This is a genomic window from Mammaliicoccus sp. Dog046 (genome assembly GCF_034039665.1).
Classification (GTDB): domain Bacteria; phylum Bacillota; class Bacilli; order Staphylococcales; family Staphylococcaceae; genus Mammaliicoccus.
The window spans coordinates 1287536-1301524 of the sequence record NZ_CP120131.1; the positions used below are offsets into that span (position 1 = coordinate 1287536).

The following is a 13989-nucleotide window of genomic DNA, read 5'->3' on the forward strand; positions in this document are numbered from 1 at the left end:
ATATGAGTGAAGAATTAGAAAGATTACAGAAAGTCATTGCTAAAAGCGGTTATACTTCAAGAAGAAAAGCAGAAAAGTTAATTGAAGAAGGACTTGTATACGTTAATCATAAACAAGTAAAAGAATTAGGTACGAAAGTGAAAGACTCTGATTATATTGAAGTTGAAGGAATTCCATTAGAAATGCCTGATAAACTTTATATCTTATTCCATAAGCCAACTAAAGTAATCACAAGTGTTTCTGATGATAAAGGTAGAGCGGTTGTAACGGATTTCTTTAAAGACATTAAAGCTAGAATTTTCCCTGTTGGGCGATTAGACTACGATACTTCTGGATTACTTATTTTAACGAATGATGGGGAATTCACTAATTTAATGACACATCCACGTTATAAAATTCAAAAAAAATATGTCGCTAAATTAAAAGGTTACCTGTTAAGAGAAGAAGTTAAACAACTTGAAAAAGGTATTCAATTAGAAGATGGAATGACTCAACCTGCTATTGTTAAAGTGAAAAGTCAAGATAGAGATAGAAATGTCACACATGTTGAAATCACAATTACAGAAGGTAGAAACAGACAAGTTCGTCGTATGTTTAGTCATTTCGGACATGAAGTTGTTAAATTATCAAGAGTTGAGTATGGACCTTTAAATTTAAAAGGTCTAAACGCTGGTCAAGGCAGAACTTTATCACCACATGAAATCAAAACATTAAGAGTTTTAGCTCAAGATGGAAAGTAAGCTGTAAACGTTCACAATAATGCCACTAAACAGCTTTTTAGTCATGATATACTTAACAAAACACCATAACATTGTAAATGTATGGTTTTTTTATTGTGTTAGGGAGGATATTAAATGAAGAAGAAACAAAAGACGATAATTCAAATTATTATCACGGTCGTAATTCTTCTCGCAATTGTATTCACAGTCTGGTCTAGTCTTACAAAAGATAACGATAAGATTGCAAAAGTAGGAGACGAAGCACCGTTATTTGAATTAGAAACAGTAGATGGTAAAACTGTAAACTTGAAAGATTTGCGTGGTAAAGGTGTATTAATTAACTTCTGGGGAACTTGGTGTGAACCTTGTAAACGAGAAATGCCAGAATTAGAAAGACAATACCAAGAATATAAAGATCAAGGTATAGAAGTCGTTGCCATTCATGTTAGAAAAAATCCACAACAAATTAAGCAATACTTAAGTTCGTTAAAAGAAACACCAACTTTTAAAGTTGTAATGGATAACGATAATTTAGTAACTGACGCTTATGGTGTTAATCCTTTACCAACAACGATAACTGTAGATAAAAATGGAAAAATAGTAACGAAACATACAGGGGAATTATCTAAAAAGCAAATCATCGAAGAAATGGAAAAGGTTAAAAGTAAATAAGGGGGGATTTAAGTGGACGACAACAAAATTGTTTGTAAATGTGGCTATGAGAATCCAGAGGGGACACAACTTTGTTTGAACTGTGGACGCTTAATTAATGATACTTATGATAAGAAAAAGACCACAGATGTCATGCGTTATGATGGACAAGCGATACGTTCCAAGACGAAAAACAAGACGATTCTCGACCGTATTTGGAACTTCTTTGCATCTGTTAAAACCGGAGTAACACTATTGGTCATTACAGTAATTGCTGCATCAATTGGGACGATCTTCCCACAGCAATACTTTATACCAATGAATGTTAATCCTGAACAATATTATTATGAACATTACGGATCGTTAGGTTTACTTTATTATAAATTAGGCTTACACAATCTATATAGCTCATGGTGGTTCTTAATACTACTTGGACTTGTAGCTTTCTCAATTATTACATCAAGTATTGATAGAGGTATTCCATTACATAAATCTTTGAAAAATCAAAGAACGAAAAAACATGAATCATTCTATAAGCGACAAAGATTACATTCAACAACAGATGAAGATGTAGATTTATCTGAACTAAGTGCTTCATTTAAAAAGAAGCGGTATAAAGCTAAACAAGATGGCAATCATATATTGCTTGAAAAAGGGCGACTATCTAGATACGGTCCTTATATCAATCATACTGGCTTAATCATTTTATTATTTGGTGCAATGCTTAGATTTATACCTGGTTTTTATTTGGATGAAACGCTCTATGTTAAAGAGGGCGACACTAAACCTGTTCCAGGTACAGACAGTGAATATTATATTAAAAATAATGATTTTATTTATGAAGAATATAATCAAAAATCACAATCAAATAGCAATGCCGAATCTATTGATCCAAGTCTAAATAAAATTGCTAAAAATTATGAAACAAAAGCAACACTATATAAAAATAGTAAGAAAGATGTAATTGGAACAGGTACGAATCTTGAAGAAGTTACTTCAGATTCTATAAAAGTGAATCAACCATTAAAATATGACCACTTACGATTTTACCAAAGTAGTTTTGATAACTCAGTGTTAAAAGATATGACATTTAATTTGAAGACTAAAGATGGCAAAGCATTAGGTAAACCATTCACAGTCAATCTAGAAAATCCAAAAAAAGAATTTAAAATCAGTGATGATTTAACTGTGAAACTAAGAAGTTATGCACCAGATTATGAAAAAATTGAAAATGGTGTACTCGCTACTAAATCACCAGATCCAAATAATCCAGCATTTGTTTTCGAAGTGAAAAAATCTGGAGAAAAACCAGAATTCAGTTTCTTGAGAATCAAAGAATCTCAAGAAATTTCGAAAAACAATCAATATGAAGTTAAATTTTCTAATGCAACGAATCAATGGGCAACTGTGTTAGCCGTTAAAAAAGATTTAACATTACCTATATTATTTACAGGGTTTGTTATTTTCTTAATTGGTTTAACTGTTGGTTCATATATTAACCATAGACGAATTTGGATCTCTAAAGAAAATGGTAAGTTTAATATTGCGGGTCATACAAATAAGAACTACTATGGATTTAGTAAAGAAATTAATACTGTATTAGATCAATATCATTTAACACATATAGTTGATTCAAAAGGTAAGATACACGATAGTAAGGAGGAAAATAATGGATAGTTCAGTTGTATTAAATATCAGTAATTTCGCTCTGTATTCTGCGTTTATATTATACTTGATAGCTATAGTTCCTTTTTCATTCTCTGTAAGAGCTACTAAGAAAAATGCAGAAAAGATTGGTGTAATATTAACGGCTGTTGGATTTGTTTTGCAAATCGTTTATTTTATTACAAGATGGATTGCTGCAGGTCATGCACCGGTAAGTAATATGTATGAGTTCTTGACGATGTTTGGAATCATGATGGTTGGAGGATTCTTAGTTATTTATGCTTTATACCGCACGCCTATTTTAGCGTTATTCGTATTGCCGATTGCTATGTTACTCATCGCATATGCGAGCATGTTTTCAAGAGATGTCTCACCACTTATTCCTGCATTACAATCAAGTTGGTTAGCCATTCATGTTATAACTGTTACAATATCTTATGGTATATTATCTATTAGTTGTGTTGCTGGACTTATTTATTTATTAGCAGCAGTAAATCCTAAAGAAAAAACGATACATAGTTTCTTTGTAGAAGTGATTATGTATTTCGTAGTTATAGTTATTGGGTTTATATTAACAACAATTATAATGAAGGATATTGTCGGTTACGATGATACATATTTCTTCGTAGATAAGAATGACAATAACTCGGTACAGCATTATCATTTACCTGCATTTGTAACACAACAAGATAGTCTACTCGTAAAAAATGTATCAGGTAGTGATTATGAACCTATCCAACGTACAGATATTCTAAGTTGGAGTAAAGTGCAATTGCCGGCAGTTATAAATGCTCAAAAATTCAATACTGTTATTTGGTCTATAGTCGTAGGTTCTATATTATATGCTATAATAAGGTTGATTTTGAGAGGTAGAACATTATTTAGCCTTATAAAACCGTTAACAAAAAAAGTAAACCTATCCTTAATGGATGAAATAGGTTATCGATCTGTAATTATCGGATTCCCTTTATTTGCTCTTGGTGGTATTTTATTCGCTAGTATATGGGCACAAATGGCTTGGAGTAGATATTGGGGCTGGGACCCTAAAGAAGTATGGGCGCTTATAACTTTCCTATATTACGCGATATTTTTACATTTACGATTAGGCAAAGGTTGGGAAGGTCGAAAATCGGCATGGTTAGCTGTCGGTGGCCTTGCAATCATTCTATTTAATGTTATAGCTGTTAATCTAATTGTATCTGGTTTACATTCATATGCTTAAAAATGGCTTGGAAGGAGTTACACAAGTATGACAGATCGTATTTTAGTTGTAGATGATGAAGATAGAATTCGAAAATTAGTAAAAATGTATCTCGAAAGAGAAGGTTACGAAACAGATGAAGCTGAAAATGGTGTTGTTGCACTGGATAAAGCTTTAAATGAAAATTATGACTGTATACTATTAGATTTAATGTTACCTGAAATGGATGGTCTGGAAGTATGCAAAAGAATTCGAGAATCTAAATCGACACCAATTATTATGCTTACAGCAAAAGGTGAAGAAAATAATAGAGTCGAAGGATTCGAAACAGGAGCAGACGATTATATCGTTAAGCCATTCTCCCCAAGAGAAGTTGTGTTACGCGTTAAGGCACTATTAAGACGTGCTACAAATCACACGATGGTTAGTCAATCGAATACTGCCAAAGATTTAATTGTCTTTGAAAACTTAGTTATTGATAACGATGCACATCGCGTGTTAGCTGATCAAAAAGAAGTGAATTTAACACCTAAAGAATATGAATTATTATTGTATTTAGCAAAATCGCCTGACAAAGTCTTCGATCGAGAACAATTATTGAAAGAAGTATGGCATTATGAATTTTATGGGGATTTAAGAACTGTAGATACACATGTTAAGAGATTACGTGAGAAATTAAATCGTGTATCTGAAGAAGCAGCGCAAATGATTCATACTGTATGGGGCGTTGGATATAAATTTGAGGTTCCTGAATAATGAATCGGTTAAATAGTGTTGTTGTAAAACTGTGGTTATCTATTATTTTAATAGTAACGACAGTTTTACTTTTATTAAGTGGCTTTCTTATTACATTTTTACAATCTTATAATACATCTTCAACCGGTGAAAATTTATATAATGACGCTACGAAAATTGAAAGGCTACTTCTTAATTCTCACGAAAAAGACTCTGCTATCGATTACGCAAAAGTATTAGTTGAAGATCCAGCTGGACTCATCATTGTTAAAGATAGAAATGATTTAACGAAAAGTTCAGATGATCCTTTAAAAGAAGTGATGAATCATGAAATAAAAACAAACCACGCATTTGATAAAGTGTTTACAAGTGATAAACATGTTATAAAAGAAATTAATTTAAGTTATAACGGTGAAAAACATCGCTATTTATTACTAGGTTATCCATCACAAGCTTTTCATGGTGATAATGCAGGTATATTTTTATTTCAAGATATCAATTCAATCAATGAAGCGCAACATGTAGTTACACTGAGTATACTCATAGCAGCTATTATATTATTAATAGTTAGTACAGTATTTGCTTTCTTCTTATCAAGTAAAATTACAAAACCACTCATTCAATTGAAGCATGCTGCGTTCAAAGTAGCGAAAGGGCATTACACTGAAAAAGTACCTGTTAATTCAAGAGATGAAATTGGAGAACTCGGACTAGCATTTAACAAGATGAGTAAAGATATTAGAAAAAATATCGATGATGTTAAATCGAAAAACAACATTCAAGAAAAGTTAATTGATTCAATGATAGATGGTGTACTAGGTATCAATAATAAAAATGAGATTATCATCTCAAATACTAAGGCCGATGTATTTTTAAATGAAGTGAAAGAATTCGATCATATTGATTTATCAATTCAAAGAAACGATACATTTAGAACGAAAAACACTCAATTTCATGAGTATGAGTTAGGTCATAAATACTATGTTGTTATTTCAACTTATATCGAAAGTATTCAAAATGACGGTTCTTCAGGAATCGTGGTCATCATTAGAGATATGACAGAAGAACATCATATGGATCAAATGAAAAAAGACTTTATCGCGAGTGTGTCACATGAATTGCGTACGCCAATTTCTATGTTACAAGGTTATACTGAAGCAATTGTCGATGGTGTTGTGACTGATAAAAAAGACGTCGATGACTTCTTGTATATTATTTTAGATGAATCAAAACGTTTAAGTCGTTTAATTAATGAATTATTAGAAGTAGCGAAAATGGATGCAGAAGGTATTAAAGTTAATTTAGAATCATTTAATATTACGAGTCTCATTAACAAAATTGATACGAAATTCTTACCACAAGCAAGAGAAAATGGATTGAATTTGAATGTGAAGCATGTCGGTGAAGCAGAAAATTGGTTTGGTGATAGTGATAGAATTGAACAAATATTAACGAATTTAATTGATAATGCCATCCGTTATACACATAAAGATGATGCGATTAATGTGGTATTTAATGATACTGCAGACGATCATTTCAAAATCACTGTTACTGATACTGGTGTAGGTATAGCGAAAGAACATTTGGAACAAATTTTCGATCGTTTCTATAAAGTAGATGCTTCTCGCACGCGAGGGAAACACGGTACAGGGTTAGGATTATTTATAGTTAGAAAAATAACAGATGCTCATAATGGTACGATTCATGTAGAAAGTACTGAAGGTAAAGGTACTCAATTTATAATAAAATTACCTAAATTTTAAATTCATGAGTTTATTTAATGTAAAAAATTGCATGGTATGCTAATATACTATACGTAAAATAAAAATTTAATAACATTCATCTTCGGGGTTTGGTGAAATTCCATACCGGCGGTTATAGCCCGCGACCCAATTTGTGAAAACAAAATGGCTGACTTAGTGAAAATCTAAGGCCGACAGTTAAAGTCTGGATGGGAGAAGATGGAGGAAAAAATCTAACTGCTGTTAGGTTTATTTTGCGATTTTTTCCTCCTATTCTTGCGAGATGAATAGGAGGAGTCTATCATGTCAAACCAAAACAGTACGAAACGCTTACTCACTGTAAGTATGTTAATTGCAATTAGCTTTATACTAATGTTTTTGAAGTTCCCACTTCCATTTATTCCACCATATTTAACAATGGATTTTAGTGATGTACCTGTCCTTGTAGCAACATTTGCATTTGGACCAGTATCAGGAATATTAGTGGCTTTATTTAAAAATATTTTAAACTTTTTAATCGTTTCACACGAACCCGTTGGAAATACAGCTAACTTTTTAGCTTCAGTTTGTTTGTTGTTACCAACATATTATTTCTATAAAATCAAAAAAACGAAATCGTTTATGGGATATGGATTAATCATCGGGACATTATTAATGACTTTATTTATGAGTATCATGAACTATTTTGTGTTATTACCTTTATATGGTCAAATAATGAATTTAGCTGATGTAGCAAATAATTTAAAAATGATTGTATCTGCTGGTATTATACCTTTCAATTTAATAAAAGGTATTATCATATCGGTGATATTTATCCTTATTATCGATAAATTGAGAACGGTCATCCATAAATAAAATAACCGCCAATGACTTTAAAACTGTTTAATGTCATTGGCGGTTTTATATTTTCATATAACAAAAACACCAAATCGTCAGTTTGTATACTACGGTTTGGTGTTATAATTTAAAGTAATCTATGTTATTCGAATTTAAGTGCATCTCCATCGAACGATTCATCTGCAATCTTAATTGAGTCAGTAGGGCAACCTTCAAAAGCATCTTCCATATCCTCAAGTAATTCTTCAGGGACAGCTTCGATTCCTTTATTATCATCTAATATCACATAGGCGATACCCTCATCATCATAATCATATATATCAGGGGCAGCTGCACCACATGCACCACATGCGATACACGTATCCATATCTACAATTGTGTATTTAGCCAAAATTTTCGCCTCCTTTAAAAAACGTGCTACACTTATCATACATACCTATTTTAGTGATAACCATTCTTTTTTTCAACACTTTTATATCAAATGAGGTGAGAACTGTGCAAGAAATAGTTTTAAAAGCTCTTTCAATGAAACACGAACAAAAAACGGATAAAAGTATTTACAACATTTTGGTTGGCAAGAAGACGCATCAAACATACTTCGATGCTACTATAGAACATTTAAAATTATATTATGGATGTTTACCTAATTTAAAATATGATGATTTCGAAAATATTGTTGAACAATCTAGTAACAATCAAGTTCAGCCTATAATCGGGAATTACTTTTATAGTCAGGCTGTTGAAACAGTGGGTACTTTATTACTATTAATTCAAATGGTGAGTCAAAAAAAGCATGAACAAACGACTTATCAACCTTTATTTAACAATAAATCAATTCAACATGAAGCAAAGAAAATTTACATAGCAATTAAAGATCATCGTGAAGATGATTTTATAAATGAAGTATATCAACTCTTTAAAGACAGCAATGATGAATTTAATCATGTGTACTTGCATTACTTACTTGCTGGTTATCGTGAAACACCTTATACACTTGAACAAATTGCTTTATTGGAAGATATATCATTACATTCGTTGGGGTGTCACTTGTTAGAAGAATATCAGTTTGTGCAAGTGAGTATAAGTGATGAAATGAAATATCCAGTACTTTCTCAAATAAAACATTTACCTTTACTTCATCAACAAACGGTAACTACATATCAATTACTTCAGAAAACACAAGATATTGCTCAATTAGCAGATATAAAAAGAGTAAAGACACATACGATACATGATCATATTGTTGAAATGTATATTAAAGGTTACTTAACAAATAAAAATCTGTTTATCAGTAATGAAAAATACAATCAATTTATAAAAGTGTTTGAACAAATGCCCAATCAATCATTAAAATATTATTATGAAAACACGAACGACATAGATTATTTTGAACTTAAATTGATGTATGCCATATATGCAATGGAGGGTTTAAATGTTACATGAAGAACTAAAAAAATATTTTGGTTATGAAACTTTTAGGCAAGGACAAGAAGAAACTGTTACAAGTATATTAGACGGAAATGATGTGTTAAGCGTACTTTCAACTGGTGCCGGAAAAAGTTTGTGCTATCAATTACCAGCATATATCACTGGTGGAAGAGTACTGATTATCTCACCTTTAATTTCATTAATGGATGATCAAGTTGTACAAATGAAATTAAATGGCGAGAAAAATGTAGTCGCAATTCACTCAGCACTAGAAAGAGATGAAAAACAAGAAATATTTAATCAGTTAGATAAATATCAATTTATATTTTGTAGTCCAGAATTTATATATGAAGAACATAATTTCAAACATTTTAAGCGTTTGGCATTTCAATATATTGTTCTAGATGAAGCACATTGTTTAAGTGAATGGGGGTTTGATTTTAGACCACATTATGCGCTTGTGTCTAAAGTGACAACATTCTTCAATAGCTCACAAGTTATAGCATTATCTGCGACGTTAACTTCTAAAATGATGGAAGACATTAAAGAAATAACTAAAAGAGAATTTATTACACATGTTGAAACTTTAAACCGTCAAAATATTGCTTATCATCATTTTAATTTTGAAAATGAAGAAGATAAAGATAGTTATTTATTGAACATGATAAAAGAATCTGGTCCTACCATCATTTATGTATCCTCTAAGAAAAAATGTCACGAATTAGCTGAACGTATTTATAATCAAGGTTATCTTACTGGGATATATCATGGGGATTTAGATTATCAAGAAAGAACGACAGTTCAAACACAATTCATAAGTAATGATATCAAAATAATCGTCGCAACGAGTGCCTTTGGTATGGGAATAAATAAGCCCGATGTACGAACTGTTATTCATTATCATTTACCAACGTCACCTTCTAAATATGTACAAGAAGTAGGCAGAGCTGGTAGAGATGGTTTTTCCTCGCAGGCAATCAGTTTATTTACTGCTAGGGATCTAGCAATTTTAGAACATCTAGCAAACGACCATGCATTTGATATTGATATGCTTAATCTTTATGAACAAGGGTATCAGTTAAATGAGGAGGCAACGCAAAGTATTAAGTATCTCCTTGAACTTTATCCTTTAAATCAATTAAAATCAAAAATACAAGCAGAACAAAATCAAAAATTGTATGCCTATCAATATATGAAAAACTATGCATATTTAGATAAATGTCGAAGAACATACTTAATGAACTATTTTAATGAAAATATTGTCCAAAATGAATCGTGTTGTGACAATTGTGAAAATGTAAATTTATTAAAAGAACCTAATATTGCTGAGGTAAAACGAAGAACAACATATGAAAATAGGTTAAATGCAATATTTTGTTAGGATTGCTTTACTTGATAAGTTGAACAGGGATATAATGAAGTATAATTCAATATGAGATTTATATTTTAAATAAAACAGATAATGATGAGGTGAGTTTATTGTCTAAAGATAATTTTAAAGACGAATTTGAAAAAAGTCGTCAACCGATAGGAAAACCTGAAGACAAGGTAAATGATGAAGTTAAAAACACCGAAGAGACAAACTTGAACAGTCAATCAAATCGGAAAGATTTAGAAGAAACAAAACAAGATGATAAGCAAAGGAATAAGCAAGATCAACAGTATCCACCTAGAGGTGCTTTAAGAAGACAACGACGAAAAGAAGAAGCAAACAAGCAAAGAAAAGCACAAACTAGTCCTGAAGATGTTAAAGAACCAAATAAAGAAACGAATGAAGTTGACAATAAGAATAATGATGTACAAGAAAAGGAACCGACTAAACAAGCGTCGGCACCAATTACACCAGCTTCTTCAACTAAACATTCTAAAGAAACTAATCATGCTAAAGAAAATGATCAACATAAAAATAAAAAGCGTCGTAAAAAATCATTAACTGATAAACCTGAAGAATATAATAAATCAGATAATGATTCTAATGGCAAAAAAGCCGCTGTTGCTGGAACTGCCGCAGCAGGTGCCGGTGCCGCTGGACTAGCAGCATCAAAAAAAGGAAATAAAAATACTGATAACAATAAGCCAGATAACGCTGATCAGTCAAAAGACCAAGAGAACCAATCTAAAGATGGTTCTAAAGGTAAAAAAGCCGCTGTTGCCGGAACTGCTGCAGCCGGAGCAGGTGCAGCTGGATTAGCAGCATCGAAAAAAGGAGATAAAAATCCTGATAATAACAAGCAAGACAATTCTGATCAATCAAAAGACCAAGAGAACCAACCTAAAGATGGTTCTAAAGGTAAAAAAGCCGCTGTTGCTGGAACTGCTGCAGCCGGAGCAGGTGCAGCTGGATTAGCAGCATCGAAAAAAGGAAATAAGAATACTGATAACAATAAGCAAGATAAAAACGATAAATCAAGCCGTAAAAAAGGTGCAGCAGTTGCAAGTGGCGTTGGCGCTGCTGGTGTAGGAGCTGGAGCTGCTGGCGGTGGTACACCTCCAAGTGATGGAAATGGTAGCGGAAACGATGGCGATTCTAATAAATTCAAGAAAGCAATCATTCCAATTATTGCAGCAATACTTATTTTAGGTGCTTTAGCATTATTCTTAGGTATGTATTTAAATGGTGCGAACAAAGATAATGGAAAAGAACTTGCTGAAAAAACTGAACAAACAGATAGTGCTGCTAAGAAAAAAGCAGATGAACAAGCTGCAAAAGATAGAGAAAATAAAGAAAAAGACAAAGCGCAAGAAGAGAAAGATAAAGCACAAGAACAAAAAGATAAACAAGCTAAAGAAGAACAAGACAAACAAAATAGTGAACAATCAGCGAATAATTCAACTGATCAAAACACTACAGATAACGCGTCAACTGAAGATAATAGCCAAGCAACAAACCAAGATCAAGCTTCAACGCAAGATCAGAATACAAATCAAAATAGTAATACTTTACAAAGTGAAGACGTTCAAAACGCTGCTGAAGATGCTGCAAATAACCAAAGCAACCAATCAAGCGCAACTGATCAAAGTCAATCACAATCTCAAAATCAGTCACAGGAGTCTCATACTGTAACTGGTAAAGAGAATTTATATCGTATCGCAATTCAATACTATGGTAGTGGTTCACCAGAGAATGTAGAAAAAATCAGACAAGCAAATGGTATTTCTGGCAATGATATTTCACAAGGTCAGGATTTAGTAATACCATAGACATAAACAAAAGGGGATGGATTTATGTATTTGACGAATATCATGATACCGAAAGAAAAGTGTTATATTGCAAATCCAAAAGACACTGTAGAATCTGCACTGGATAAACTAGAACATCACGGGATTGATGGTCTACCAGTCGTTCAAAATGGTAAATATATTGGAATGGTCACACGTTACAATATATTTAGACATTATTTCTTTAAGAAAGAAAATGTTTCGAGAGATGAATTCGTCGAAGGCGCACTCATTGAAGAAATATTAACATTAGACTTATATTCTTTAAATGAAAATCTAGTTGTAGAAGAGTCATTGTTAAACTTACAAGACTTTCCTATAATCGCTGTTACAAATGATGAAAATGATTTTCTTGGTGTTGTGACGAGATATGATGTAATGGAACAGTTTAAATCCGCATTTGGTATGAAACAGAAAGGTGTAAGAATTGCAATCACATCTGTAGAGGCTGAAGGTCGTATTAAACGATTATCTAGTATCATTGCAAAGTACAAATTAAACACGATTTCTTTTGTTACATTTGATGAGACAGATAAAATGTATCGTCGAATGATCATTAAAGTAGCACCATCAAGTAATATTAAGAAATTCATTAAGTATTTATCTAAAAATGGTTTTAAAGTTCTAGATGTAAATGAAGAACAATAAAATAAAAAAACAGCATGCTATATTAATATAGCATGCTGTTTTTTTATGTATTTATGTACAATTAAAGCAAAGTCATGTTTTCAATTCGTTTTACTATTTAATATTTCTTGATATAATGATTGAGGATATTATAAGGAGTGAACGTTATGCAAGAATTTGAAAGTCTAATCATCGGTGGCGGACCATGTGGATTAAGTGCCGCAATTGAACAAAAACGAAAAGGTATTCAAACAGTAGTAATTGAAAAAGGTAATGTCGTTGATGCGATATATAATTATCCGACGCACCAGACATTTTTCTCTTCAAGCGATAAGCTTGGTATAGGTGATGTTCCTTTTATTGTTGAAGATTTGAAACCGAAAAGAAATCAAGCACTTGTATATTATAGAGAAGTAGTGAAACATCATCAGTTAGATATACGTACTTTTGAAGAAGTATTAACAGTAAAAAAAGTAGATAATAGATTTCTCGTTTCAACTACTAAACAAACATATAAAGTTAGATTCTTAACGATTGCTACGGGTTACTACGGTCAACCAAACAAGCTAGAAGTCGAAGGACAAGAACTTAGTAAAGTCATGCACTATTTTAAAGAAGCGCATCCATATTTCAATCAAAATGTCGTTATTATCGGCGGGAAGAACTCCGCAGTAGATGCAGCGATAGAATTAGAAAAAGCCGGGGCGAATGTAACGGTACTTTATAGAGGGTCTGAATATTCTAAGAGTATTAAACCATGGATTCTACCAAACTTCGAATCTCTTGCGAAACACGAGAAGATTTCAATGCACTTTAACAGTGAAGTAGAACGTATTGATGAAGATACATTAACATTTAGTAAAAACGGTCAATCTTATACCATTAAAAATGATTTTGTATTCGCAATGATTGGATATCATCCTGATTATCAATTTTTAGAATCATGTGGTGTAGAAACAATCACTAATGAATTTGGCACAGCGCCGTCATTTAATAAGGATACAATGGAATCTAATGTGGACAATTTATATATTGCCGGAGTAATCGCAGCAGGTAATGATGCGAATACAATATTTATTGAGAATGGCAAGTTTCACGGTGGAACAATTGCACAAGATATCGAACGTAAAAAGCAAACACCTTTAGAATCATAATTAAAAACCTT

General features: G+C 32.1%; 13 protein-coding genes and 1 riboswitch. Of the genes, 12 read left to right on the forward strand and 1 reads right to left on the reverse strand.

The annotated features are described in order from the left end of the window. The first annotated feature begins 2 nt into the window (after positions 1-2). The 7 genes from P3U32_RS06545 to P3U32_RS06575 all read left to right on the forward strand — a co-directional run bounded on the left by P3U32_RS06545 (position 3) and on the right by P3U32_RS06575 (position 7568). Entirely contained in the window at positions 3-740 is a 738-nt protein-coding gene (locus P3U32_RS06545; RefSeq protein ID WP_323702305.1) for a pseudouridine synthase, read from the forward strand. A gap of 114 nt (positions 741-854) precedes the next feature. Continuing rightward, positions 855-1391 (forward strand): thiol-disulfide oxidoreductase ResA, encoded by a 537-nt coding sequence (gene resA, locus P3U32_RS06550; RefSeq protein WP_323702306.1) that lies wholly within the window; start codon positions 855-857, stop codon positions 1389-1391. 12 nt (positions 1392-1403) lie between these two features. Then, on the forward strand, positions 1404-3047 hold the full coding sequence (gene resB / locus P3U32_RS06555) for a cytochrome c biogenesis protein ResB (RefSeq protein ID WP_323702307.1): 1644 nt from the start codon (positions 1404-1406) through the stop codon (positions 3045-3047). Further along, on the forward strand, positions 3040-4257 hold the full coding sequence (gene ccsB / locus P3U32_RS06560; RefSeq protein ID WP_323702308.1) for a c-type cytochrome biogenesis protein CcsB: 1218 nt from the start codon (positions 3040-3042) through the stop codon (positions 4255-4257). Before resB ends, ccsB begins: the two co-directional genes overlap by 8 nt. Before the next feature lie 27 nt (positions 4258-4284). After that, positions 4285-4992, forward strand: coding sequence for a response regulator transcription factor (locus tag P3U32_RS06565; RefSeq protein ID WP_323702309.1), 708 nt, complete (start codon positions 4285-4287; stop codon positions 4990-4992). Further along, positions 4992-6734 (forward strand): ATP-binding protein, encoded by a 1743-nt coding sequence (locus tag P3U32_RS06570; protein ID WP_323702310.1) that lies wholly within the window; start codon positions 4992-4994, stop codon positions 6732-6734. The genes P3U32_RS06565 and P3U32_RS06570 overlap by 1 nt, the downstream gene beginning before the upstream one ends. 74 nt (positions 6735-6808) lie before the next feature. After that, a riboswitch (FMN riboswitch) is annotated at positions 6809-6938 on the forward strand. 78 nt (positions 6939-7016) lie between these two features. After that, positions 7017-7568: an ECF transporter S component gene (locus P3U32_RS06575; RefSeq protein ID WP_323702311.1), complete on the forward strand. Its 552-nt coding sequence runs from the start codon at positions 7017-7019 to the stop codon at positions 7566-7568. 124 nt (positions 7569-7692) lie between these two features. On the opposite strand, the gene P3U32_RS06580 is transcribed toward P3U32_RS06575, so the two are convergent. Next, the gene (locus P3U32_RS06580) at positions 7693-7941 is read right to left on the reverse strand and encodes a ferredoxin (protein WP_016913182.1); all 249 of its coding nucleotides are present in this window, start codon (positions 7939-7941) and stop codon (positions 7693-7695) included. 104 nt (positions 7942-8045) lie between these two features. Between P3U32_RS06580 and P3U32_RS06585 the strand changes: the two genes are divergently transcribed. The 5 genes from P3U32_RS06585 (at position 8046) to P3U32_RS06605 (ending at position 13978) form a co-directional block, all read left to right on the forward strand. After that, positions 8046-8993: a helix-turn-helix domain-containing protein gene (locus P3U32_RS06585; protein WP_323702312.1), complete on the forward strand. Its 948-nt coding sequence runs from the start codon at positions 8046-8048 to the stop codon at positions 8991-8993. Continuing rightward, complete coding sequence (locus tag P3U32_RS06590) at positions 8983-10359, forward strand: RecQ family ATP-dependent DNA helicase (RefSeq protein ID WP_323702313.1); 1377 nt, start codon at positions 8983-8985, stop codon at positions 10357-10359. The genes P3U32_RS06585 and P3U32_RS06590 overlap by 11 nt, the downstream gene beginning before the upstream one ends. A gap of 98 nt (positions 10360-10457) precedes the next feature. Beyond that, entirely contained in the window at positions 10458-12179 is a 1722-nt protein-coding gene (locus P3U32_RS06595; protein WP_323702314.1) for a LysM peptidoglycan-binding domain-containing protein, read from the forward strand. A gap of 24 nt (positions 12180-12203) precedes the next feature. Next, a complete protein-coding gene (locus tag P3U32_RS06600) occupies positions 12204-12845 on the forward strand; it encodes a CBS domain-containing protein (protein WP_323702315.1) in 642 nt (213 codons plus the stop codon). A gap of 146 nt (positions 12846-12991) precedes the next feature. Continuing rightward, positions 12992-13978, forward strand: coding sequence for a YpdA family putative bacillithiol disulfide reductase (locus P3U32_RS06605; protein WP_323702316.1), 987 nt, complete (start codon positions 12992-12994; stop codon positions 13976-13978). Positions 13979-13989 lie beyond the last annotated feature (11 nt).